The sequence below is a fragment of the Enterococcus sp. PLH-Efm8 genome (genome assembly GCF_053011625.1).
Genome location: NZ_CP172568.1, coordinates 316,271 through 340,280, shown reverse-complemented (window position 1 = coordinate 340,280; position 24,010 = coordinate 316,271). Strand labels below are relative to the sequence as shown.

The window sequence follows — 24,010 nt, the reverse complement described above, 5'->3', positions numbered from 1 at the left end:
TACACCTGTTCTTCTATTCTGTAAACTAAGTTTTGGCCTGATTTTTAATCATATTTTAATATGTATCAATTATCCGAATTGTTCACACTTTTGAAATAATTAAAAAAAACGAGGGAATTTACAAATGTAAACTCCCTCGCAAAGATTGTATTAACGACAACCAGCGTTCTATTTTAGGATGGGTTTCAAAATTGGAATGTTGTAATAGTATTTCCCTTTTTCAAGGTAAAAACTTACTAAATTCTAATCAATTACTTTGGCCAAAAAGTAATTTTTCTTACCTTTTCGAATAACCACAAACTTACCATCGAATTCATCGGATGGATTTATGACAAAATTTAAATCGGTAACGCGGTCACCGTTAATACTTATAGCTCCGTTTGAAACATCTTCACGTGCTTGACGTTTAGATGGTTCAATTTTTGTGGAAACAAGCAGTTCCACGATATTTTCAGGTGTGCTTGAAATTTCAACGTTCGGCATTTTACCGAATCCTTGCGCGATTTCTTCCGCATTTAGTTCTTTAATATTTCCAGAGAACAATGCTTGCGTTATTTTTTGCGCTTCTTTCAAGTCTTCTTCACTATGCACAAATCTTGTAACTTCTTCTGCCAAACGGCGTTGTGCTTCACGTTTCTCAGGTTCTGTCTCTACTTTTTTCGCTAAGTCTTCGATTTCTTCTTGAGACAAGAAAGTAAAGAATTTCAAGTATTTCACTACATCGCGATCATCTTGATTCAACCAGAATTGGTAGAACTCAAATGGTGAAGTTTTCTTCGGATCAAGCCAAACGGCACCGCCTGCAGTTTTTCCGAATTTCGTTCCGTCAGCCTTCAGCATCAATGGGATCGTTAAACCGAACGCTTCTACTTCTGGTCCTTCTAATTTTCGGATTAGGTCTAATCCAGCTGTGATATTTCCCCATTGGTCTGCTCCACCGATTTGCAATTGCACATCGTATGTTTTATGCAGATGCAAAAAGTCGATAGATTGCAGAATTTGGTAAGTAAACTCTGTAAATGAGATTCCTACTTCCAAACGGCTGGCAACGATATCTTTTGCTAACATCGTGTTGATGTTGAAGTTTTTACCGTAGTCTCTCAAAAATTCAAGTAAAGAGATTTTTGACAACCAGTCGTAGTTGTTCACAAATGTGATATTTGCATCTTTACCAAACAATTTTCTCATTTGATTGGAAAGTGCGTCCACGTTATGTTGCACTTGTTCCATCGTTTGCAACACACGTTCTGTTTTGCGGCCGCTTGGGTCGCCGATCGTTCCTGTTCCGCCGCCAATCAGAATATATGGATGATGGCCTGCCAATTGGAATCTTTTCATCATCATAAATGGAATCAAATGTCCGATATGCATCGAATCACCAGTTGGATCAACGCCGCAATAAAGTGAAATGCTCTTTTCTTCAACGAGCTCGCGAAGTCTTTCTTCGTTTGTTTGCTGATTAATGGCGTCGCGCCAAGTTAATTCATCAATAATATTCATTTTACTGACCTCCGTGTAGTTTTTTTATGAAAGCAGGAACCTGCTAGCATGTGTAATTAATTATTTCTTCAGGATAGGATAGGAAATAAAAAAAGTCCCTTGGCATATAAGCCAAGGGACGAAATCTCGCGGTACCACCCAATTTGTATGTCTAGATATCCAACATACCTCTCGAACATTTAACGCTGTCGCGTGGCAATCACTGCCAAAGACTCCTGAAATGTAATTCGCTTTAAAGCATGTACTGGTTTGCAGCGACCACCAGCTTTCTGAAACATTGGCTTTAACAACTACTTCGTTTCGATCTTCGTCTTGTTATTATTAATATGTGTCTATCATAGAGCGCAACTTTTTCTTTGTCAACAGAAAAAGGATATTTTTTTTAAATTCCTCATTTTTTCTTTTTTGAATCCGCTCTAATTCCGAACATTTTATTTTCAATTATTGTTAAAAGAAATAACTTTTTCTGTATTTTTTCTGCAATTTATCGAGAAGTCACTTTACTTTGCCTCTTATTCTTTCTTCGTTACAATAAGGAATGGGACAAGTAAAAAAATGAAAAAGCAAGGGACGAGGTATATGGAAAAAAAGCAAAAAATTATTTTAGGAGCCACTTCTGCTTTAACTATCGTTATTTTAATTCTAAGTTTGTTTTTTGTCATCCGATCATCTACAAAAAAAGAACCAATCATTCCTGAAAAAAAAATAACAGAAAAAGCAAAAGAACCGACAGATGATAAGCAACAACTAGTTACTCAAGCAAAAAATCTGGCTCAAAGCTACGATTATGACCAAGCGATTGCGTTATTGGAAAAAGATAGTAAGAACGGATCTACTGAAACACAACAGCTTCTTCAAACACTAAAAAAGGAGAAAGAACAACTGATCGACTGGTCTGATCCTACTCAGATCTCTCATGTCTTTTTCCACAGCTTGATCGTGGACCCGCAAAAAGCCTTCCACTCTCAACAGGCACAAGGATACAAAGATTATATGGTGACTGTTGAAGAATTCAACCGTTCGATCGAACAACTTTATCAAAATGATTTTGTTTTAGTTAATTTAAATGATTTGATCCAAAAAGACGAACAAGGAAATCTTTCCTTTAACGGGCTTGCGCTACCTGAAGGAAAAAAACCATTGGTTCTTTCACAAGATGATGTCAGCTATTATGAATATATGGATAATTCCGGTTTTCCTAGCCGATTGGTCGTATCAAATAACAATGAAATCAAAAATGTCTATAAAGAGAAAGATAAAGAAGAAATCGGTGACTTTGACATGGTTCCTCTGATCGATGCCTTTGTCAAGAAACATCCTGATTTTTCTTATCGAGGCGCAAAAGGTACCTTGGCCCTGACAGGTTACAACGGAGTTTTAGGTTATCGAACATCAAAATCTCAATATGGAGACAATGAAAAAACAAAAAAAGAGATTAAAGAAGCTAAAAAAGTGGCGGAACAGTTGAAGAAAGACGGCTGGAGCTTTGCTTCCCATACATGGGGTCACTTGAATATGACTCAAGCTTCACTAGAAGATGTAAAAAAAGACAATGAATTGTGGCAGCAAGAAGTTGCACCTATCCTAGGAAAAACAAATATTCTGATTTATCCATTTGGTGCAGACATCAGCGACTGGCAGCCTTATTCAGCAGAAAATCAAAAATTTGCTTACTTGAAGAGTCAAGGTTTCGATATTTTCTGTAATGTCGATGCTTCTACACCAGCTTGGGGACAATTAGGTACGGATTTCTATCGAAATGCTCGGATCAATATCGATGGCATTCGTTTTCAATCTGATTTAGACGGAAAAAATCCTATTCTTGATCCATTCATCAATGTCCATGATGTCTATGACAAAGAAGCACGCGAATCTGCTTGATTTTACGTCATTTATGAACCAAAAAAGCCGAACTGACATTTTATCGTCAGTTTCGGCTTTTTTATGCTTTATTTCTTCTTCGGTGCGATTCCCTTGATCAGGACTTCTGTCCATTCTGCTGTATATGGAAGCAGTTTTGCGTATATCTCCGGCTTAGAAATTCCTTCTACCATTGCTTGAAAATAGAGGATCAAGAACTCATCCGAATATTTCAAATCCACTTTTCCTTCTTTCCGCCCTCGATGGAAAAGATCAAGCATGATACTGAAACTTTCTTGCGTATACGCATCCATCGCGTCAGAAAATTCTTTTTTTTCTTTTTTTGTATAGTATGTCATCAAATCGATATAAAATTGTTTGTTCACTCGATTGAGATAACGGATTTTGTTTTCACTCATGGCAATCAGTGTTTCTTCAAATGGAAGATTTTCCGCAATCAACGCTTTCGCTTCTTGCCCTAAATCATTCATAAATGCAAAAAATACTTCATAAATCAGCCCTTCCTTGCTGCCAAAATATTTAAAAATCGTCGCTTTACTTACCTGAGCGTTCTCAGCTACCTTATCCATTGTCACTCCAGCGGTTCCTATGTCTGTGTTCATCAAGTCAAAAGCTGCTTGTAAAATCTCTTTCTTTTTCTCTTGTGCTCTCTTTTCAAAACCGTTCATTTGTAGAGCCTCCCGTAATTTTAAACTTTTATAATATATATAGTTCAAATTTATTCTGAGGTTTATTATAACTATCTATTGAGAAAGTATCAAGCTAGCAATTCCTTGTTTATGAATTCATTGACAGAAATTTATAAAAAGAATATTATGTACTAAAATAATAAAAAAAGTTTTATAAAAAGGTATAAAACCTTTTTATTAAACTATTTAATCTTGTTTAGTATATATTTTTAGAAAAAGGAGTGGGGTTTTTATGGCAGAAATCGTCAAAGTCACACATTTGAAAAAGAGCTTTGGTCGTTTCGAAGCTTTAAAAGATGTCTCTTTCACCGTACATTCAGGTGAAGTCGTTGGATTTATCGGACCAAATGGTTCTGGAAAATCCACGACGATTCGGACACTTTTAGGGATTATAAAAAAAGACGGCGGAACGGCAACGATTTTTGGGCAAGATGTATGGGAAGATAGTTTATCTATCCATGAACGTCTTTCTTATGTTCCAGGCGATATCTCTTTGTAGGGAAATTTGACTGGAGGAGCGATCATCGATCTCTTCATGAAGCTTCATGGAAAAGGGAGTGCTCAAAAAAAAGATGAACTGATTCAACGTTTCTCTCTTGATCCTAAGAAAAAAGCAAAAAACTATTCAAAAGGAAATCGCCAAAAAGTGGGCTTGATTGCTGCTTTGGCTGTTGATTCGGATCTCTATTTATTTGATGAGCCTACTTCTGGTTTAGATCCTTTGATGGAAACGATTTTCCAAGAAGAAGTTGAAAAATTGAAAGAACAGGGCAAATCCATCCTACTTTCTTCTCATATTCTCAGTGAAGTCGAGCGACTAGCGGATAAAGTCGTGATCATACGCGAAGGAACAGTCGTAGAAGAAGGAACACTCGATGAATTGCGTCATTTGACTCGTTCGACCATCACTATAGAAACAGAAGCAGAGAATAGTCACTTAGCACAATTGAACGGTGTCCATGACTTTGTGCAAAAAGGTCACCTCGCTCAATTTGCTGCTGATAACGAAGCTTTCGATGTGATTTTAGCTGAAGCGTCCAAATTAGGTGTGAAAAAATTTGAATCTATTCCACCGACTCTTGAGGATTTATTCATGAGACATTATGAAGGATGAGGAGGAAGCGAAATGACTGATAAATTTTCACGCTGGTCCACCCTTTTTTCTCAAAACCTTAGCCGTGACTGGAAAAAGATCCTGATATGGCTAGTCGGTGTCACTGCTTTTTCTGGTGGTTTTGTCCCTGCGTTTGAAGAATTGACTTCCGGACAAGGATTAGCTGGATTATACGAAACCTTGCAAAACCCGGCAATGATTGCAATGGTCGGACCAACTCCAGCTTCGAATGCTGCTGAGTATACTTTAGGAGCGATGTATGCAAATGAAATGTTGCTTTTTTGCAGTTTGTTTGCTGCTGTGATCTCTGTTTTACACGTGGTGAGCCAAACGAGAAAAAAAGAAGAACTTGGTCTGATTGAACTTATTCGTTCCTTTCGAGTCGGACGTCAAGCAAACTCTTTAGCTGTCATCGCTGAAAGTATTCTGATCAATTTGCTTTTAGCAATATCGATCAGCTGTACGATGATTTTTTTCCAAGCAGATTCGATCACTGCAGAAGGTGCTTGGCTTTTTGGGCTATCTGTAGGTAGTATGGGGATTTTGGGGAGTGCCGTTGCACTGTTTGCTGCACAACTGATGCCAAGTTCAGCCAGTTCGAATGGTCTGTCTTTAGCGTTTTTAGGTGGACTTTACCTTCTACGAGCAATAACAGATGTAGCTGATTCCTCCCTTTCGATGTGGAATCCTTTAGGCTGGTCTTATTTGACCTATCCATTTACAACTAACAACTGGATTCCTTTGCTTTATTTGTTTTTGTTCAGTCTAATCTTGATAATCAGTTCATTTGTTTTAGAGGAACATCGAGATTTGAACACCGGCTATATCCCCGAACGTGAAGGAAAACCGTATGCTAAACGTTCTCTTTTATCCTTGCGTGGTTTATTATTCTATCTAAATAAAGGGATGACAATCAGTTGGCTTATCACTTTTGGTTTGATGGGGGCGGCATACGGCTCTATCTACGGGAATATGCAACAGTTTTTAGAAAGTAACGACTTAATGAAACAGATGTTTATCCAATCTGGCGTCTCAATTGAAAAAAACTTTACAAGCACGATCATGGTCGTCTTGATTTGTCTAGCTGCTATTTTACCAATTGCTAGCATCAATCGTTTATTTACAGAAGAAACCCACGGACGTATGAATCAGCTGTTCGCAACAAAAATTTCTAGGAACCAACTTTATTGGACCAATATGTTACTAGCTATTCTATTTGCTATATTGGCAATCCTGATTAGTTCTGGTGCACTAGGGCTTTCTGCTTTGGCTTCGATGAAGGATGCGAAAGACATGGATCTATTGATGTTTCTTAAAGCCGGGTTCAATTTCCTGCCTGCCGTTTTAGTGTTTATCGGAATTAGTGGCTTTCTATTCGGATGGCTTCCTCGAATGGGTAAACTTGCTTATATCTACTTAGCTTACTCCTTTGCACTCAATTACTTTGGCGGAATTTTGGATTTACCAGAATGGTTTTCCAAAACAGCTGTCCCTAGCTGGGTTCCACGGATGCCAAACGATTCTTTTGATCTTTCCGTGTTCCTTACGTTATCATGTATCAGCCTTGCACTGTTCGTCCTTGGTTCTATTGGTTATAGGCGAAGAGACTTACTAGAAGGATAATAAAAAAGCATGTACAATTTCATGCTAGCCTCCAAATCTGGGTCAAAAATCCAACATTTGGAGGTCATTTTTTTATTTACAAGTCTTCTAACTGCTCTTTATCAATGATCCAGACTTCTCGATTCTTTCTTTTTACATAACCATTCTCCTCTAATAATTTAAATTTTCTAGATAAAGTTTCGGGGGTCGTACCGATAAATGCAGCAAGTTCTTTCATTTTCATTGGCAGGAAAAAGTGATCCTTCCCTGTCGCTTTAGCTAAGTCAAGCAGATAGACAGCGACTCGTTCTTCTACTTTTTCCATCATCAAAAAAGTTGTCTGCTGCTGTACTTTTGTTAATTTCTCAACGTTGATTGCTAAAAGTTTCAGACTAAGGGCGGGATAATGCAGTAAGAGTTCCGAGAAATCTTTTTGTCTCAATATGCAAATTTCCGTTTTTTCTAGTGCTTCGCCAAATAAAGACTCATTTGGAACGCCTAGCAACTGGCTCTCTCCCTCATATCCGCCCGGCTCTATTACTCGTAAAAGCTGTTCCTTTCCGCTAGCAGATAATTGATACACTTTCATACTGCCGGAGGCCACGATCACTAATTGAGGTTCTCCATTCGGCGCAAGAATCTGTTCTCCTTTTTCCACATAGTGATGTTTGACAAGTGCGTGTACTTTTTCTTGATCTTGCTGTACTAAGTGATTGAACAAAGGAACAAATGAAACACATAAATGATCATGACTCATAATCTCTCCTCCTTCTAAACAGCTATTTCTAATAAAGAAACATAACTTCCCTTATTCCAACTGATAATTTTCTTTTATCATAGCATAAACGTCAAGCGAACCAGATACCAGCAAATAGAGTGGATTTCTTTTTGTCCCTTGCTTTATTTTCCTTCTTTTGAGACCTTAAGTAATTGATTCCTATCAATTTTTTAAATATTTACTTTTTGAATAATCAAAAACAAACCTTCACTCGCAAGCCGAGAGTAAGGTTTGTTTTTCGCATTGCTTATTTCGTGTTGTCTATTGAAATTTTTCCGCACCTAGCTTTTGATATAGTGGTGCTAGTTCTTGTAAGGTTTCAGCGGTTATTTGCTCAACGTGTTCGATTTCTTGCGGATAGAAGAATAGTTTACCCATTTGAAAGGTTCGGTCTCTCATCGCTTTTTTCAACTCTTCTTGTTTCTTTGTATCGGACAAATAGTCAGACAAAGCTAAGTGGTCGTCAAGTTCATGTTCTGGTTGCGGCCATATGTAATAATCCTTGATATCGACTGTTTTGCTCCACTCTTTCAGTATCGCAAGCAACTGGTTATACGCTGCAATGCTACCATATCGTTCTTCGCTTTTATAATGTTGGTACATCAAATAGATTTGGTATTGTTTTTGATTCAACAAAACTGCTAGACAGGCATTCTCGTCTTGACGAGATTCGCTTCGGTACGCGCTCCAAAAATGACTGCGTAAATTCCAGCCATTCGTCCAGCTTTCGATTTTAGGTTTGCTCATGCCGTACATATCAGGCAAAAGTGCAGCTGTCTGGAGCTGAATCTCTTTCCATTTTTGCCAGTGTTCTTTATATTCTTTCTTGATTTGTTCAATCTTATCTGTTGGATGGCTCTCTTTGAGCTGTTTGAATGCGTAGATTGGTCGATCAAACAACTGATAATCTGATTTTCCAAGTTCCATTGTTTCGCCTCTTTCCGTTATCTTTTGTATTCTACCTGAATTTTGCGATATGGACAAATAGAGGTTGTGAAAAAGCTGTTCTGCATCAAGTCATAAGAACAGCCAAACAAAAAACTGCGATGAGCATCACCGCAGTTTTATTGAACTTAAGGTTGATTGATCACATCTAAAAGCGTTGAAAATAAAATGGCACTAGAAGCAGCTCCTGGGTCGATATGTCCGATTGCACGCTCTCCTAGATAGGAAGCTCGTCCTTTTTTAGCTACCAAGACTTTGGTGTGTTCTTTTGCCTGGTCAATGATTTCTTTTGTTAAATTCCCTGCCTTCAATGCCTCTGTGACTGGCAGCCAAACATCTAACATCGTTTTATCGTCAGCTTCTGCCTTTCCTCGGCTTTGAATACCCGCTGTTCCCTGCTCGATCACTTCGCCTAATTTTTCTTGAGAATCAATAGAATCGACCTCTTTTGTCGCTTTCATCATGTTCATGAATGCAGATCCGTATAACGGACCAGAAGCCCCACCGACTTTCGATATCATCGCCATAGAGAATACTTTGAATGTATCGCTGATTGTTTCAGGATGATCGGCTTGAAAAGCTTCTTCATAAGCTGAAACCCCTCTTCCCATGTTATTTCCATGGTCTCCATCGCCAATCGGGGTATCTAGATCACTGAGATATTGTTTGTTCTGATTGATTGCCTCTGCAAATTGCGTGAGCCATTCTTGGATTTCTTGAACGGTTAGTTTCATATTATCACCCTTTTATCTTGAGATTTTTTACCATGAAATCGTCTGTACATTGCTTTCTAAAGAATCTTTCCATTGTGTCTCCGTCAAGTCGATCAGTGTTAGAGAAAGACCTTGCATATCTAGTGAGGTCATAAAATTACCGACTTTTCGGAAAACTACATTGACGCCTCTTTCTTCCAACAGAGCTAAAACATCATTCATGAACACGAACTGTTCCATCAAAGGCGTCCCGCCCATTCCGTTGACTAGTACACCTGCTTCTTTTGGTAAATTCGAGTAATCATCTAAAATCTTAGTAACAAGTTCCTTTGCCAGTACTTTAGAAGGCTGCATCTTTTCTCGACGATAGCCTGGCTCACCGTGGATACCAACACCATACTCGATCTCATCTTCTCCTAGTTCGAATCCTGGTTTCCCTACTTCTGGTACAGTTGCTGCTCGAAGCGCTAGACCGATCGTCTTAGTTGCCTGTACGACCTTTTCTCCCAGTTCTTTCAACTCAGCTAGGGAAGCACCGTTTCTTGCTGCATCGCCCACGATTTTGTGTACAAGGACAGTACCTGCAACTCCGCGTTTTCCAGCAGTATACGTACTATTTTCAACGGCGATATCATCATCTACGATCACACTTTCTACTTCAATATCGTCCATAGCAGCTAATTCCTTTGCCATATCGAAGTTCAATGCATCCCCTGTATAATTCTTAACGATCAGCAAAACTCCTTTTCCACTATCCGCTTCCTTAATAGCCGTCTGAATCTGATCTGGAGTTGGAGAAGTAAACACATCACCAAGCACCGCTGCACTTAACATCCCTTCCCCTACAAACCCGGCATGGGATGGTTCATGTCCGCTTCCTCCACCAGAAACCAAACCAACTTGTTCCGCTTTCTGATTCTTGGCTACAACACGGGAAGATTCTACACGATGAACAAGTTCTGGATAGCTTTTTACTAATCCTTCCAGCATTTCTTCGACAATATTGCTTGGATCATTCATGATTTTTTTCAATTTATTCCCATCCTTTCTTTCCGGCATTTTGTGCTTCTGTTAAGATTTGCTGAGTATCATCTGTTATACCGGCAGTGATGGCTGCTGCAAAAGCTCCTTCCACTAAAGGCGCATCCACCAGATGATAACGTTGCTGCTGCTCTTCTTCCAACATGTCTTTTGCCAGTTCCGAGTTCAATACCGCGCTACCGATATCCGCAAAAACAAAATAACTAGCTGCATCGCTTGATTCATTGACTGCTTCTACGATTTTCATCGGGTCTGATCCGATCTCGCCATTTATTCCGCCGAGAGAAAAAATTTGCACCTCTTCGGATTTTTGCATCTGCTCAATCATTTCTTTAATACCATCTGTTACTTTTTGACTATGAGAAATAAGCAAAATACTTTTTTTCACAAGAATCTTCCTTTCTTTTACATAGTTGCTAACGATTGGTTTCGCTTTCATTAATGAACAATTCAAGTATATAATAAATTTCTAATTTTGGGAAAATATGTGTAGTGCTTCTTGAAGTTTGTTATACTTTAATTAAAAGAGAGGAGTGATCGAATGATTACAACAACAACGAACAGTGTAGAGGGAAAAGCCGTAGTAGCTTATAAAGGGATCGTTTTTGGTGAGGTCATTACTGGGATCCATGCATTTAAAGACTTGGAGGCGGGGTTGCGAAATATCTTTGGCGGCCGCTCAAAAAGCTATGAAAACGAACTAATGGGTGCAAGAGAAGAAGCACTTGCCGAAATGGCCGAACGTGCAAAAGCATTAGGAGCTGATGCGATCATTGGCGTAAAAATGGACTATGAAGTATTAGGCAGCGACAATGGCATGCTGATGGTCACATGTAGTGGAACAGCTGTCTCCACGAGATAAGTAGGGGACATCTGTTTTAATAACGGCTCTATAATTTATGGGACTGATGAATCAGAATTGATTCTTCAGCCCCATTTTCATTTTAGGTATTAAAAAACATATCGTTCTCTAGTATGATTAAATCACCACAAAATAAACAACTGAGAGGACGATACGCTATATGAATGATTCTATCAAAAAAATGCTGAGAATAACAGAGAAAGATTTGATGATTACAGAGGTCTCTTACGAGACCCTTCAGAAGAAAAAGACGTTGGTCGTCGATGCTGTTCTCTCGCCTACTCCTCGTGCTTGTAGAAGTTGTGGTTCTACTGTGGTAGATGGAAACGGGAAAGCAATTATAGTGAAAAATGGAAAAAAGGAAACGATTGTCCGTTTTGAACAATACAATCATATGCCTTTGGTTATGCGCCTAAAAAAGCAACGCTATACCTGTAAAAACTGTCGCACCCATTGGACGGCTCAAAGTTATTTTGTCCAACCCAGACATTCAATCGCAAATCATGTTAGATATAAAATTGCTTCTTTACTGACTGAAAAAGTATCTTTATCTTTTATTGCGAAAAGCTGTCAGGTATCTTTGACCACCGTTATTCGTACATTGAAAGAGTTTAAAAGCTATTTACCAAAGCAATCTAAGAAGATCCTCCCCAGAGTATTGATGGTTGACGAATTTCGTTCGCATGCTTCCATAGAAGATAAGATGAGCTTTATTTGCGCGGATGGCGAAACAGGAAAATTAATAGATGTTTTGCCTACGCGTAAATTACCTCGATTAACAAGCTATTTCTTAGGTTGTACCAATCCAGAAGAAGTAGAATTCTTGGTGACAGACATGAACGCCGCCTACTTCCAGCTCACCAAACGTGTTCTGCCAAATGCGAAAGTCGTGATTGATCGGTTTCATATTGTCAAACACATGAATCAAGCGTTCAATGAGTTGCGTATCCGTGAAATGAATGAACTTCGTAAAGCCGGACAGAAAAGCCAGGCAGAAAAACTGAAAAAGAACTGGCGCTTTTTGCTAAAAAATCGTGCAAACATCAACCATTATGAATACAAAACATGGAAAAGTTTCCGAGCACCAAAATACCCATTTCTTACTGAAGCAATGATGATTGATCGATTGCTTGAGTTTTCTCCGCCCCTAAAGGAGGCGTATCCCTTTTTTCATGAATTAGTTGAAGCCTTTCGAGACAAAGACCCTGACTTATTTTTCTCCTTATTGGCAGAACTTCCCGAAACGTTAGATGACAGCTTTCGGGAAAAGCTTCAAAACCTTCTGACCTATGAAGAAGGCATCACCAACGCAATGATCTATCCTTATTCCAATGGAAAAATAGAAGCGAAGAATACCCACATAAAGACAATGAAACGAGTATCCTACGGATTTAAATCATTTGAGAACATGAGAATTAGAATCTTTTTGATCAATCAATTAATCAATGTAAGATAACAAAAAATCTGAGCCAGAATGTGGTTCATTCTGACTCAGATTTGATTTTGCACAACTCATCAGTCCTTATTGACAAAGAGCCTTAATAACTAAAGAGAGATGGGACATGTAGTGGCACTCAAGAATTAGATTTTTCAGTCTAACTTCGAGGTACTCTACCTTCCCATCCTCTCTTTTTTATTTCTTTTTGCGGATGATTCCGTAAGCTGCTGCGACTAACACACCCGCCCCTGCTAAGGAATAACTGACAGAAGCTGTTTTTTCATTTGTTTTTGGCAAAGTCTGACTTGTTGATTTGGATGGCTCTGTCGTTTGCTGAACTGTTTCTGTCGTGCTTCCAGAGGTCACTGATTTTTCTCCTGCCGAATGCAAAATATCTTTTATTCGTTGGAAACTAGCTGCTAAGTCAGCTTTTTTTGCTTCAAAATCATTAGCAACTGTTTGTGCTTCGCTGATCTTTCCGTGGATTGCTTGACTTGCCGCTGTGATATCCGCTTGAGTTTGACTTAGCTTTCCAGAAGCTGTTTGAGCAACCTGATTTAATTGCTGATTGAATTCTTTTGCTTGTTGGATCTTCCCGTCAAGATCTGTTTGGACAGCTTCCGCTTTTGCTTTCGCTTCGGCAAGCTTTTTCTCAAGTTGTGCACGGTCATTTCCCACTTTATTTTTAAGATCAGCTAAATCTTGATCGATTGCTGCTTGGTCTTCTTTCAATTTGTTTTTTGCAGCTTCTAATGCTTCTTCGAGTTCTTTTCTTTTATTTTCCAAGTCTTGCAAATGATCGATTTGGTCAGAAGAGGTAGAACTATTTATTGATGTATCTTCTGAAGATGAAATCGTTTCTCCTGAATTATCTGTCGGTACATTGGAAGTCATTTCTGTTTCCGAGGCACCGTTTTCAGCACCAGAAGAGCTTATAGTTGTTGAAGGTTCTGTTTGAGCAGGTTCAGAAGTTTCCGCAAAAGCTGTCTGTCCCAATAAGAAAATACTGGAAACAGCAATTGGCCAGATTAACGGCTTCATTCTTTTTTTCATCACTTTTCCCATCCTTACTACTTTTTAACTAATTTCTTATTATAAGCAAAAATGTTTGGAAGAACCATAAACACAACAGGCTGTTTGTCTAAAAAACGGTGCATCTTTTATTTTTTTGTACGTTCCGGGCTTTTCCATGTCCCGCTTCCATAACCTAAAATCGTTTTGACTGCTGGAATGAAAGTCGTCACGATCGTTATCGCGTTCACTATCCAGAACAAAAGCATATATAGTGGTGCGAAAAGAAGGTATTTCAATTTTCTTCGTCGATCATCTACAATCAGCGAAGCTAGCAACTGGAAAAATCCTGCGACCATTTCAAAGCAGATGAACACAAAACTGAATGTAAAAGTAATATAAATCTGTTCGTAGTTTCCTTGATATACATAATGCCCGATTAATCCAGCAAAAAGAACTACGGAAATACAAAAGAATATTGACCAGACAATACTCAATGTTTGATCAATGAAGATGATCGTTCTTCCAATATGTTTAAAAGGATGGAGCATCACTTTTTTGAAATTCGTCAGCCAGACTTCTGTTCCACCTTTTGCCCAACGTTTTCTTTGTCGATATAGCATCTTCAACGTCACAGGTACTTCCATGAAAAAGATAATCTCAGGAGCAAAAACAGATAACCAGTCATTTAACTGATGATCCCAAGCAATACTGATGTCTTCTGTCGCTCGATCTTGTCTGAATCCGCCCACATCGATCAAGGCTTCTTTTCGATACATCGTATTTGCTCCACTGTACGCATAAAGACCACCGAAAACAGCTGACTGTGTTCGTTTAATGATGCCCACGATACTTGAGAATTCAACCGTTTGAGATTTTGCAATCAATTTGGTACGATTTTGGACATCCATATTTGCAGTGACCGCAGCAATATGTCTTGCACCAGGGCGAATGAAATAATTCACATACCTAATCAGTGCATCTGGCTCCGGTACCGTGTCTGCATCATTGCTTAAAATCAATTTCCCTTTTGCAAAGGCAAGTCCGATATTAAACGCGTGGGCTTTTCCTTTATTTTTTTCGATCCGAACCACACGAAGATTAGCGTATTTTTTCATCAGTCTAGCTAATATTTCTGGTGTTTGGTCCGTTGAACCATCGTCTGTCACTAATACCTCATAGTTGTGATAATTCAATTTCGTCATCAAATACTCGATTGTATCTTCGATCACAATTTCTTCATTATGGGCTGGCACCATGATCGTGATGAACGGTTCGACACTCAAGGGAACATCTACCCATTCTTTTTGCTTATGTTTGTATAAAAACACATAACACCAGACACCAATAAACCATACAAATCCGCCTAAAATCGGATAAGAAACGAGAAAAAATACATAATAGACAAACAAGTATCTAAGAATAAATTACCTGTATGGGTGATTGAGATCATTTCAGTTCCACCCCATTTTCTTTATACAAATCTGCAATGAATGTCGTATCTAGATTTTTCTCTTCGGAGACAGAATAAAAACGGACCGTTTCTCTCTCTTCTTTTGTTCCAAAACGTTCCGTATACACTTCTTCAAGTAATTCTTGTCTTTTTTTCAATTTTTCATCTTCATATTCAAAAGATTTATTTACTTTTTTGTATAGATTTCGATTGTTCCACCTAGTCAATACAAATGAGGTAATCAGGAAACTGAAAAAAATCAATACAAAAAAGCCGATTAAGAAATACAGCATTTTCTTTTCTGATAAAAAAGCGTACAAGGAAAAATCCTTGGCTCTTTCTGGTCTCGTTAATGGGAAAAAGACCCATATAAAAGGAAGAACAACGATCATCCATCCTAAAAGAGCCACTAACGTTTGCCAAATCTTTAACCAGTAATTACCTTTTGAAAAATACTTATCTTTCACCAAAATTGATGCAACTTCTTCTCTTGTTACTTTTTTCATATCCTCACCTCACGTTTTTTTGTTACGACGTAGGAGTTTACCATACATTTCATTTCTTTTCACATAAAGTGTTCCTAAATTTTTCCTAAGAAAAAGAACAAAACATTTCTCATCAGTAAATGAAAAATATTTTGTTCTTTTTATCAGTTGTTCTTTTTATTTTTTATCTCTTAATTATGTTGCTCTTTCCAATACGACAATGCTTTTCATTCCTCTAGATATCGCCGTGTACATTTGTCTGCGTCTTCTTTGCTCATCTCCATCGTTTTCAAATGGATATAAGATTACATGATCAAATTCCAGTCCTTTTGCTAGACTCAAAGGAATGATTTGGCAGTTTTCTAATCCATATGAATTTTTTTTAATCGATTCTTGTAGCGTTTGGGTTTCCTCTTCTGTTTGGGTGATAACTGCCGCTTTTTCTCCTTTTAGAGAAACCAAAATCTCAGCTAGTATTTTCAACAATTCTTCAGAGGATCGAAAAGAGCGGTATTCGGGTTCTTTTCCTTGCGGTCGGATCGATACGATGTCGATCTTCTCTTGATCCACAGCATAGGTTTTGAAAAGCTCTGTGATTGCTCCGCTAGAACGGTAACTATTTCTAAGATCATACCGATGGATCGGCAGATGGTAGTCGTCGAAACAACGCATAATATCAGCAAAAGTAGTGGAAGAATTAAAGATTGCCTGATTCTCGTCACCTACTAAAGTAAAGTGAGTTTTTGGAAATAATTCGATCAATAGACCTAATTGTGCCAGGGTATAATCTTGTACTTCATCAATCAATAGATAGCGAAATGCTGGTACATTTACCTTTTCAACAAGTAAATGACGAATAGCTAATATAATGACTGCTTCATCAACAGTACGTGTGGGTTGCCAAGCATAAGCTGAGCCATATCGTTTTTCATAAATTCTTTCAAACAACTGATGCTCATCCACCCATGCCATTTCTTCGATTTGTCTGGTTATTTTTCGATATTTTTTTTGTAAAAGTTTCCTTGCATAAGCTACAATACTTTGTTCCGAATCATCAGAAATCAATTTACCGAATAATTCCAACTGCCTATCTTCTGTCAACGAGAGTACCTGATTCTGCACAGCAGGACTTTTTGCTTGTTTCAAAAGATGATTCTTCCATTCGCTCATCAGTGCCTTTTTCGTTGCTTGAAGCCTATCGATCAATTTAGGATGAGCAGGAACTTTCTCATATATTTTTTCGATCGTTTTTTTAGAAAGGACTGTTTTTCCATTTTTAGTAAGTCCACGGATAAAATTCGGATGATCTAAAAACAAAGGATCTGATTGTTTTAGATTATCGATAAACTTTTTGCTACGCAAACGTTCTGTCTGCTCCGATACATTTTCTCCCGTGATACGTTTGAAATAAGCCTCTTCACCTTCTATTTCCTCTGCTGAAAGCTGTGAAACCAGCTGTATGATGGTTAGATTCAGTGGATTTCTTTCACCTAATGATGGTAGGACATTCGAAATATAGTCGATAAACCGATGATTAGGTGATAGAATCAGCAAGTCATCGGATGTCATCGTATCTCGATATAAATAGAGCAGATACGCAATACGCTGCATGATAGCAGAGGTTTTACCACTTCCTGCTACGCCATTTACCAAGATATTTTGACTTTTCACATCCCGAATGATTGTGTTTTGTTCCGATTGGATCGTAGCAGTGATAGCCTTCATTTCATTGGTCTCATCTTGGCCTAAGACTTCTAATAATACGTCATCTTGAATAGCTACAGACGTATCAAAAAACTTGACCAAACGATCTCTTTCCAAAAGAAATTGTCGTCTTTCTTTAATAACCGTATCGATTTTATTTTGACGAACCGTATAAGAAGATGGACCAATCATGTTATTGTAAAAAAGTTCGGCAATTGGTGAACGCCAATCATAAACAAGATTTTCATCTGCATCATCTGTGAAATTTGCTGTACCGATATAAAAGGATTCTTTTGGCTCATTATCCAGAAAGTCTACAACGACTTTTCCAAAGTAGGGACTTTTCAATAAACGTTCGATCTTTGCTAGCTGATTTTCTGCGTTTTTCTGTTTGATATTCATCTGATCGATTTCTCTATTTTTCATTTCAATCATCGAAAAAGTATCCAGGTTATCTAAGTAACTGTCAAAATTCAATCGAAGCTCGCCAGCCATTTCTTTCAACGACTGGTTTCCTTCTATTTTTGCCGTATCCATCGATTCCCGCAGTTCGTTTTTTTTATCAATTAGCTTTTGATACACGTTCTTCAGATATGCTTCTTCTAACTGTTTTTGTGTGTTGACCATACACATTCTCCTCTTTTTTTAAAGTGGTGGAACCGATTAGTTTACCTCTTTTAAGAGTCGAATGCAAGCTTTTTAACGAGTATCATTTGTTAGGATATATCAGTTCTTCAGGTCGGACAGTTTGATATAAAGAAAATGCACCATCAAGGTTTTTTACGTGGTAGCCAGACTGCTTCAAGATTCTTTCCGCTAGATAGCTACGTAATCCGCTATGACAGCTGACGATATATTCTTGTTGGCTGTCTAATTCATTTAATCGGTCCCGAAGTTCATTCAAAGGGATATGTTTGGCTTCCTTGAATTTGCCCTTTTCCAATTCTTCTGCTGTTCGCACATCTAATAAAATTTTTCCTTTTGCTAGTTCTGTCGGCAATTCATGCCATTGTACGGTTTCACTAAGCCCTTCTGCAATGTTCATTGCTGCATATCCTAGCATGTTTACTGGATCTTTGGCTGAGCCAAATGGCGGTGCATACGTCAATTCTAATTCCGGTAAATCGAAGATCGTCAAATGCCCTTTGATTGCTGTTGCTAAAATATCGATCCGTTTATCCACACCTTTTGCCCCAACACCTTGTGCACCATAAATCTCGCCAGTCTCTGGATGGAAGATCAACTTCAGTAAAATATCTGTTGCTTCTGGATAATAGCTTGCATGATCTTTTCCTGATACATGAATGACTTCAAAAGACAGTTCGTTTTCTTTGGCTGTTCTTTCACTTAAACCGGTGGATGCGGCAGTCATTCCAAACGTTCGTATAATTGCTGTTCCAATACCGCCTTGATTTCTTCGAGAAATTCCGGAAATCGTGTCCGCAACTTGTCTACCTTGACGATTGGCTGGTGAAGCAAGAGAAATAAGTGCATCTTTTCCAGTGATTTGCTGTTTTACAACGATAGCATCCCCCACCGCATAAATATCAGGAATATTCGTTTGATAACGTTCGTCTACTAGGATACCCCCGCGTATGCCTAATTCGATTCCAGCGGTCACTGCTAGCTGGTTATCAGGACGAACACCAATGGATAAAATAACTAAATCAGCAGGGATGGTACGCCCATCATCCAGTCGCAATCGTTTCCCGTGGTCTTCAAATCCAGCGACAGCATGAGAAGTAATCACTTCTACTCCTTGATGAGACAATTCTTTTTCTATAAAAGCTGCCATTTCTTCATCCAGTGTTGGAAGAATATGTGGTGCTTGTTCGATCACCATGACTTCTAAACCTCTTCTTTTTAGGTTTTCTGCCATTTCCAATCCGATGAATCCTGCACCAACGATCACGGCACGCTTTGGCTGTTTTTCTAATGCATGCATCACTTTATCGATATCTGGTACATTTCTAATAGAAAAAACATTGTCGGCTTCTGTTATCCCTGGAATCGATGGAACAACTGGTTTTGCACCAGGAGATAAAACCAATGCATCGTACTGTTCAATGTGTTTTTGACCCTCATGTACGACTTCTACCGTTTTGTTTTCGGGAAAGATGGCTGTCACTTCATGATTTGGACGCACATCTAAACAAAAACGAGCGGATAATGATTCTGGCGTTTGGACAAGAAGATTTTCCCGTTCACTGATTTCTCCCGAAAGATAATAAGGCAAGCCGCAATTTGCAAAAGAAACATACGGTCCTTTTTCAAAAACAACGATTTCTGCATCTTCCATTAATCGGCGAAGCCGTGTAGCAGCAGACATTCCACCTGCTACACCTCCGACAATAACGATTTTCATCTTATTTCCCTCCTACTGTTCGATCAAACCATTGATTCATGCCACCACGTACATTCACTACATCATAACCAGATTTCTTTAATTCTTTAGCTGCTTGTTTACTCCTCATCCCTGATTGACAAATCACATAGACGGTCTTTTCTTTGTCTCCATCATATCTGTTTATACTTTGTAATGGAACATTTTTAGCTCCTTTTATATGCCCGCCCCGGTATTCTGCAGGTGTTCTAACATCAAGTAACGCTGGATTTTCCAAAAGCTTTTCCTTTAATTCTGGGACTGTTATCGATTTTATTGATTGAAATAGCAAATTCATTTTCTGCACCTCATTTACATTTTTATAAATACCTCATGGGGTATATTAAACAGGAGCTTTATTAATATGTCAACCAGAATGACTCTTCATTTTTTTCACTACTTTTTATATTTGCATAAAATACCGATAAGGGGTATTATCTAATTATAAAAATAGAGGAGAATGTGTTATGGAGATTGATAATAAAAATATCCTGAACCGTTTGAAACGTACAGAGGGACAAATTCGTGGTATCCAAAAAATGATCGAAGACGAAAAAGAATGTATGGATGTCATCACTCAATTAAGCGCTGTTCGTTCTAGTATTGATCGCGTAATGGGCATGATCGTTGCAGATAATCTGAAAAATTGCTTTGAGAAACCTGATAGTAATCCAGAAGAACAAGCGGCTAAACTAGAACAAGCGATCAAGATGATTATTAAAAAGTAAAGGAATGATTTCAATGAAAGTCGTTTTCCATATTGATGAATTAGAAAAATGGTCAGAAACAGGGAAAAACGTAAAAAACCTGATAAAAGCTTCTCCAGAAACGACGATTGTCGTATCTGTAAATGGCATCGCGATTACCGGTTATCTAGACTCTGCCAATGCAGAATTCTTAGATTTGCAAGGAGTCGTTTTTCACGCTTGCGCCAATGCTATGCGTGCTAATCATATTTCAGAAAGTTCTTTACCTGAACAAGTAATCGTTGTACCAGCAGGTGTCCTTGATTTAGTTGAACTGCAATCCCAAGGTTATGCTTATATCAAGCCTTAGTCAGTAGAGGTTGCGACAGAAGTGATCAGCTTCAAGAAATTTCGGCTTATTTTTCGAAGAAGCTACTTCTGGAAAACCGTGAATCAAAGGTTGTGAAAACGCTGTCCTGCATCAAGTAATAAGAACAGCCAAACAAAAATAGCTTCTCATATTTTTCGTTTGGTTGGGCTTATTACCGCAGATGCAAGCTTTTGAACACCGTTTAAGGAAGAGGTTGTGAAATCAGCGGTTTGACCTAAGTATTAGAGAAAAAAACGGGAAAATAGCTCCTCATATTTTGCCGTTTTTTGAGCTAATACCGAAGGTCAGCTGATTGAACACCGTTTAAGGAAGAGATTGTGAAAAAGTCGCTTAGTTTCGAGTATTAAGAAAAATTTTGTGAAAATGGATTTCTACATTTTTGCATAAATTTGGCTTAATACCGAGAAACTGGCTTTTGAATACCGTTTAAGGAAGAGGTTGTAAAATCAGCGGTTTGACCTGAGTATTAGAGAAACAAACGGAAAAATAGCTGCTCATATTTTGCCGTTTTTTGAGCTAATACCGAAGGTCAGCTGATTGAACACCGTTTACCAAGAGGTTGTGAGCCTACCATTTAACTCCGAATCACAAGAAATAATTTCAAAAACAACTTCTCCTGTTTTTGGTTTGGTTGGCTTATTATCGAGAAGTAGCTACTGGGAGTCTATTTATCAAAAAAAGGAATGCGACATAGGTCACACCCCTTTTTTATTTTCTTTGAAACATCTTTCGGTACTCGACAGCATACAAGACAAAAGATTGTAAAAGACCGTAAGTGATGACGGCAAAAATGACTCTCACCCACAGCGTTGGTAATTCTGGGAAAAGCAGCAAAAGGATCATGCCAACATAGATGACAGCAGTCGCTACTTTGCCATACCACTTCGCTCCACTTAATTTGATATTTTTAGATAGCCCGATTAATCCAGCTACAAACATAAAGCCTTCTTTTATCAAGAATAGACCAAACAACAGCCAAAGCCACGGTCGATACCATGCCATAGACAAAATCAGAAAAAGTTGTGTCAATTTATCTGCAAACGGATCAAGCACCTTCCCTAAGTCTGTTACCTGATTATATCTCCGAGCAATGACCCCGTCTAGATAATCAGACAAACCTGAGACAACAATGACCGCTCCTGCTATATAAAATGACTGTCTCAGCACAAAATAAAGATAAATCGGCAGCAAAAAAATACGGAATATCGATAAAAGATTCGGAATCGTTTGTATTTCTTTACGCCAGTCTGTGCTTAATTTCATTTTATCGCCCTACCTCCTCAGCACTCTTTTCTTTTTATTTTAGCTTACACGGGGAATAAAACCAATGATTTCACTGTTTTTATTTTTCTTTACAGCCACTGATATTATGAGCTAATTTGAGATAATCACTTGCTGTTTTCATCGTTTACTCTTCTTTCTTCCTGTCGTTTGCGCATTTCTTTTACTAGTACTTTATGAGCTTTTTTTGATCCTCGCTCTAGGTCACGCTGCCGTTTACGTGTTTTATAATCGATAAACAGACTGTCTAAATCGTAACCTGTCGGGTACAGATCTTCTGCTGAACGCACCAGACGAACACGCTGACGAGGCACGTGGATTATTTTTTTGTCTAAATATACATCAATCGTATCTTCACCTATATCTTCATAAACTAACGCTTCTTTTTGGTATTCATTGACAAATATCCGATCACCTTTTGCAAAGAGCTGGCGTTCTTTTTTATTCTCCTTCCTATTTGTAACTGCTGTCTTAGGAAGAAATTCTTTTTTCTGTGTCCGATAGGCTTTTTCCGCCAAGTAACGCTCTGCTTGATGGATCAATTTCATCGACATATCCATTTTATGAGCAATCCACAAAGCTTGGCTTTCTCCTGTTTCTCCAACCCGCAACTGATATTTAGGACGAAGTGCTTCCCGATCGAAAGCCATAGCAGCCGGCACAAAATCTTCATGATCTCCGGCGAATTTCTTGATTTCTCCATAATGGGTCGTGGCAATGATCAATGCCCCTTGCTCATACATAGATTCCATGATTGCGATCGCTAGTGCAGCCCCTTCATTTGGCTCTGTTCCACTGCCAATCTCATCTAAAAGTACCAACGTATTCCTTTTTATCTTTTTCAAAATAGCAGCGATGTTTTGCATATGACCAGAAAATGTACTCAACGCATTTTCTAAATTTTGGTGGTCACCGACATCGACGAAAATCTCATCAAAGACAGCAAGCTCTGTCCCTTCTTTTGCCGGAACTTGCATACCGAACATCGCCATCAAAGTCAATAAACCGACTGTCTTCAACACGACTGTTTTGCCTCCGGCATTTGCTCCGGTGATAATCAAGCCTCGATAGTCTTTACCGATTTCAACATCCAATGGTACCGCATGCTCAGGTAAAAATGGATGTCTGCCTTGCTTGATAATGATATGTTCCGATTTATTGATTCTAGGTGTGCTTCCATTGATTTCTCGGCTAAATTTTGCCCGAGCAAAGATGATATCTAACACCGTGATCGTTTCGATCAATAAATCGATCACTTCTTCGTTTTCTGCGATAGCACCAGTCAATGCCGCCAGGACTTGATATTCTTCACTGATTTCTTCAGCTTTTAACAACTGATAGTGTTCATTCAATTTAGAAATCACAGTTGGTTCAATAAAAACCGTCGTTCTTTTATTTGATTCATCGATAATCGTTCCATCTATTTTATTTTTATAGCTGGCTTTGATAGGAATCGTATAGTATTCGCCTTTTTGAACAATCATTGCTTCTTGGATCATTTCTTTGTTTTTCGGATGACGCAAGAATTTCAGTAATTTTGACTGGATTTCTTTTTCGATTAGTTGTAATTGTTTGCGTACTTTACGCAAATTACGTGACGCGTCGTCACTGACTTTATTATTTTTTATTTTCTGGTCAATCAACTCTTCTACATTTATCAAATCAGGAAGATGTTTGCTATAAGCAAACAACAAGGGTGTCTGGTATTGATTCTTATCAAAAAACTTTGTGATCATCCGACTGCTTCTAAGAAAATCCGCATATTCGATCAAATCGGTTGGCTGCAGAATCAACCCTTTTTTGACTTGTTCTGTCAGTGCATCGATCCTCGGCAACCCCATAAATGGAACATGCTGACTGCTTTCTAAGATCAAGCGTGCTTCTCTTGTTTCTTCTTGACGATCCAAGACAGTTTGTAGGTTTGTCGAGACCGTCATATCGCTGATTCGTTTTTTGCTATAGTTTCCAATTGCTCTTGCTTGGATTTCCTTTTTGATCCGATCAAATTGTAATTGACTAATCATTTCGTTGTCCATATTCTCTCCTTTTCTTG

20 protein-coding genes, 2 pseudogenes and 1 other annotated feature are annotated in these 24,010 nt (G+C 38.4%); of the genes and pseudogenes, 7 read left to right on the top strand and 15 right to left on the bottom strand.

Annotated features, from left to right (window positions below; all coding sequences use genetic code 11):
• Positions 1-243: 243 nt before the first annotated feature.
• Entirely contained in the window at positions 244-1,500 is a 1,257-nt protein-coding gene (gene tyrS / locus ACIFUW_RS01675; RefSeq protein WP_002294629.1) for a tyrosine--tRNA ligase, read from the bottom strand.
• Between the two features lie 111 nt (positions 1,501-1,611).
• Positions 1,612-1,817: a binding site (T-box leader), on the bottom strand.
• Between the two features lie 262 nt (positions 1,818-2,079).
• Here tyrS and ACIFUW_RS01670 point away from each other — a divergent pair.
• Positions 2,080-3,381, top strand: coding sequence for a polysaccharide deacetylase family protein (locus ACIFUW_RS01670; protein ID WP_002296829.1), 1,302 nt, complete (start codon positions 2,080-2,082; stop codon positions 3,379-3,381).
• 68 nt (positions 3,382-3,449) lie between these two features.
• Here the strand turns inward: ACIFUW_RS01670 and ACIFUW_RS01665 are convergent, their stop codons facing one another.
• Positions 3,450-4,049, bottom strand: a complete 600-nt coding sequence (locus tag ACIFUW_RS01665) for a TetR/AcrR family transcriptional regulator (RefSeq protein WP_002294634.1) — start codon at positions 4,047-4,049, stop codon at positions 3,450-3,452.
• Between the two features lie 253 nt (positions 4,050-4,302).
• Between ACIFUW_RS01665 and ACIFUW_RS01660 the strand changes: the two are divergent.
• Both ACIFUW_RS01660 and ACIFUW_RS01655 read left to right on the top strand, forming a co-directional pair.
• Positions 4,303-5,184: pseudogene (locus ACIFUW_RS01660) on the top strand (ABC transporter ATP-binding protein).
• Positions 5,185-5,196: 12 nt separating this feature from the next.
• Complete coding sequence (locus ACIFUW_RS01655) at positions 5,197-6,807, top strand: ABC transporter permease (RefSeq protein ID WP_002301601.1); 1,611 nt, start codon at positions 5,197-5,199, stop codon at positions 6,805-6,807.
• A gap of 76 nt (positions 6,808-6,883) precedes the next feature.
• On the opposite strand, the gene ACIFUW_RS01650 is transcribed toward ACIFUW_RS01655, so the two are convergent.
• The 5 genes from ACIFUW_RS01650 to dhaM form a co-directional block, all read right to left on the bottom strand.
• Positions 6,884-7,543: a Crp/Fnr family transcriptional regulator gene (locus ACIFUW_RS01650; RefSeq protein WP_002289290.1), complete on the bottom strand. Its 660-nt coding sequence runs from the start codon at positions 7,541-7,543 to the stop codon at positions 6,884-6,886.
• A gap of 282 nt (positions 7,544-7,825) precedes the next feature.
• Positions 7,826-8,491 carry a glucose-6-phosphate 1-dehydrogenase family protein gene (locus ACIFUW_RS01645; RefSeq protein WP_002289292.1) on the bottom strand — a complete coding sequence of 222 codons (666 nt, stop codon included), beginning with the start codon at positions 8,489-8,491 and terminating at the stop codon, positions 7,826-7,828.
• A 146-nt stretch (positions 8,492-8,637) separates the two neighbouring features.
• Positions 8,638-9,243 carry a dihydroxyacetone kinase subunit DhaL gene (dhaL, locus tag ACIFUW_RS01640; RefSeq protein ID WP_002289293.1) on the bottom strand — a complete coding sequence of 202 codons (606 nt, stop codon included), beginning with the start codon at positions 9,241-9,243 and terminating at the stop codon, positions 8,638-8,640.
• A 27-nt stretch (positions 9,244-9,270) separates the two neighbouring features.
• Positions 9,271-10,281: a dihydroxyacetone kinase subunit DhaK gene (dhaK, locus tag ACIFUW_RS01635; RefSeq protein WP_002289294.1), complete on the bottom strand. Its 1,011-nt coding sequence runs from the start codon at positions 10,279-10,281 to the stop codon at positions 9,271-9,273.
• Entirely contained in the window at positions 10,256-10,651 is a 396-nt protein-coding gene (gene dhaM / locus ACIFUW_RS01630) for a dihydroxyacetone kinase phosphoryl donor subunit DhaM (RefSeq protein WP_002304157.1), read from the bottom strand. The genes dhaK and dhaM overlap by 26 nt, the downstream gene beginning before the upstream one ends.
• A 153-nt stretch (positions 10,652-10,804) precedes the next feature.
• Between dhaM and ACIFUW_RS01625 the strand changes: the two genes are divergently transcribed.
• On the top strand, positions 10,805-11,125 hold the full coding sequence (locus ACIFUW_RS01625) for a heavy metal-binding domain-containing protein (protein ID WP_002289297.1): 321 nt from the start codon (positions 10,805-10,807) through the stop codon (positions 11,123-11,125).
• A gap of 160 nt (positions 11,126-11,285) precedes the next feature.
• Entirely contained in the window at positions 11,286-12,581 is a 1,296-nt protein-coding gene (locus ACIFUW_RS01620) for an ISL3-like element ISEfa11 family transposase (protein ID WP_002297218.1), read from the top strand.
• Between the two features lie 177 nt (positions 12,582-12,758).
• On the opposite strand, the gene ACIFUW_RS01615 is transcribed toward ACIFUW_RS01620, so the two are convergent.
• The 6 genes and pseudogenes from ACIFUW_RS01615 to ACIFUW_RS01590 form a co-directional block, all read right to left on the bottom strand.
• Positions 12,759-13,616 (bottom strand): LPXTG cell wall anchor domain-containing protein, encoded by an 858-nt coding sequence (locus ACIFUW_RS01615; RefSeq protein ID WP_002289299.1) that lies wholly within the window; start codon positions 13,614-13,616, stop codon positions 12,759-12,761.
• 107 nt (positions 13,617-13,723) lie between these two features.
• Positions 13,724-15,027 (bottom strand): annotated as a pseudogene (locus ACIFUW_RS01610) (glycosyltransferase family 2 protein).
• Complete coding sequence (locus ACIFUW_RS01605; protein ID WP_002294644.1) at positions 15,024-15,533, bottom strand: hypothetical protein; 510 nt, start codon at positions 15,531-15,533, stop codon at positions 15,024-15,026. The pseudogene ACIFUW_RS01610 and the gene ACIFUW_RS01605 overlap by 4 nt, the downstream one beginning before the upstream one ends.
• A 174-nt stretch (positions 15,534-15,707) precedes the next feature.
• A complete protein-coding gene (locus ACIFUW_RS01600) occupies positions 15,708-17,843 on the bottom strand; it encodes a HelD family protein (protein ID WP_002296832.1) in 2,136 nt (711 codons plus the stop codon).
• Positions 17,844-17,925: 82 nt separating this feature from the next.
• Positions 17,926-19,581, bottom strand: coding sequence for an FAD-dependent oxidoreductase (locus tag ACIFUW_RS01595; RefSeq protein WP_002294648.1), 1,656 nt, complete (start codon positions 19,579-19,581; stop codon positions 17,926-17,928).
• 1 nt (position 19,582) lies between these two features.
• Positions 19,583-19,897, bottom strand: coding sequence for a rhodanese-like domain-containing protein (locus ACIFUW_RS01590; protein ID WP_002294651.1), 315 nt, complete (start codon positions 19,895-19,897; stop codon positions 19,583-19,585).
• 169 nt (positions 19,898-20,066) lie between these two features.
• On the opposite strand from ACIFUW_RS01590, the gene ACIFUW_RS01585 reads away from it, so the two are divergent.
• Complete coding sequence (locus ACIFUW_RS01585; RefSeq protein WP_002294653.1) at positions 20,067-20,327, top strand: metal-sensitive transcriptional regulator; 261 nt, start codon at positions 20,067-20,069, stop codon at positions 20,325-20,327.
• Between the two features lie 13 nt (positions 20,328-20,340).
• Positions 20,341-20,655 carry a DsrE family protein gene (locus ACIFUW_RS01580; protein WP_002321527.1) on the top strand — a complete coding sequence of 105 codons (315 nt, stop codon included), beginning with the start codon at positions 20,341-20,343 and terminating at the stop codon, positions 20,653-20,655.
• Between the two features lie 729 nt (positions 20,656-21,384).
• Here the strand turns inward: ACIFUW_RS01580 and ACIFUW_RS01575 are convergent.
• Positions 21,385-21,939, bottom strand: coding sequence for a CDP-alcohol phosphatidyltransferase family protein (locus tag ACIFUW_RS01575; protein WP_002294657.1), 555 nt, complete (start codon positions 21,937-21,939; stop codon positions 21,385-21,387).
• 125 nt (positions 21,940-22,064) lie between these two features.
• Positions 22,065-23,993 carry an endonuclease MutS2 gene (locus ACIFUW_RS01570; protein ID WP_002294659.1) on the bottom strand — a complete coding sequence of 643 codons (1,929 nt, stop codon included), beginning with the start codon at positions 23,991-23,993 and terminating at the stop codon, positions 22,065-22,067.
• Positions 23,994-24,010: the final 17 nt, after the last annotated feature.

Coding starts and splice junctions, on each gene's coding strand:
- tyrS (WP_002294629.1), bottom strand. CDS start 1,500: ATGAATATTATTGATGAATTAACTTGGCGCGACGCCATTAATCAGCAA.
- ACIFUW_RS01670 (WP_002296829.1), top strand. CDS start 2,080: ATGGAAAAAAAGCAAAAAATTATTTTAGGAGCCACTTCTGCTTTAACT.
- ACIFUW_RS01665 (WP_002294634.1), bottom strand. CDS start 4,049: ATGAACGGTTTTGAAAAGAGAGCACAAGAGAAAAAGAAAGAGATTTTA.
- ACIFUW_RS01655 (WP_002301601.1), top strand. CDS start 5,197: ATGACTGATAAATTTTCACGCTGGTCCACCCTTTTTTCTCAAAACCTT.
- ACIFUW_RS01650 (WP_002289290.1), bottom strand. CDS start 7,543: ATGAGTCATGATCATTTATGTGTTTCATTTGTTCCTTTGTTCAATCAC.
- ACIFUW_RS01645 (WP_002289292.1), bottom strand. CDS start 8,491: ATGGAACTTGGAAAATCAGATTATCAGTTGTTTGATCGACCAATCTAC.
- dhaL (WP_002289293.1), bottom strand. CDS start 9,243: ATGAAACTAACCGTTCAAGAAATCCAAGAATGGCTCACGCAATTTGCA.
- dhaK (WP_002289294.1), bottom strand. CDS start 10,281: ATGCCGGAAAGAAAGGATGGGAATAAATTGAAAAAAATCATGAATGAT.
- ACIFUW_RS01625 (WP_002289297.1), top strand. CDS start 10,805: ATGATTACAACAACAACGAACAGTGTAGAGGGAAAAGCCGTAGTAGCT.
- ACIFUW_RS01620 (WP_002297218.1), top strand. CDS start 11,286: ATGAATGATTCTATCAAAAAAATGCTGAGAATAACAGAGAAAGATTTG.
- ACIFUW_RS01615 (WP_002289299.1), bottom strand. CDS start 13,616: ATGAAAAAAAGAATGAAGCCGTTAATCTGGCCAATTGCTGTTTCCAGT.
- ACIFUW_RS01605 (WP_002294644.1), bottom strand. CDS start 15,533: ATGAAAAAAGTAACAAGAGAAGAAGTTGCATCAATTTTGGTGAAAGAT.
- ACIFUW_RS01600 (WP_002296832.1), bottom strand. CDS start 17,843: ATGGTCAACACACAAAAACAGTTAGAAGAAGCATATCTGAAGAACGTG.
- ACIFUW_RS01595 (WP_002294648.1), bottom strand. CDS start 19,581: ATGAAAATCGTTATTGTCGGAGGTGTAGCAGGTGGAATGTCTGCTGCT.
- ACIFUW_RS01590 (WP_002294651.1), bottom strand. CDS start 19,897: ATGAATTTGCTATTTCAATCAATAAAATCGATAACAGTCCCAGAATTA.
- ACIFUW_RS01585 (WP_002294653.1), top strand. CDS start 20,067: ATGGAGATTGATAATAAAAATATCCTGAACCGTTTGAAACGTACAGAG.
- ACIFUW_RS01580 (WP_002321527.1), top strand. CDS start 20,341: ATGAAAGTCGTTTTCCATATTGATGAATTAGAAAAATGGTCAGAAACA.
- ACIFUW_RS01575 (WP_002294657.1), bottom strand. CDS start 21,939: ATGAAATTAAGCACAGACTGGCGTAAAGAAATACAAACGATTCCGAAT.
- ACIFUW_RS01570 (WP_002294659.1), bottom strand. CDS start 23,993: ATGGACAACGAAATGATTAGTCAATTACAATTTGATCGGATCAAAAAG.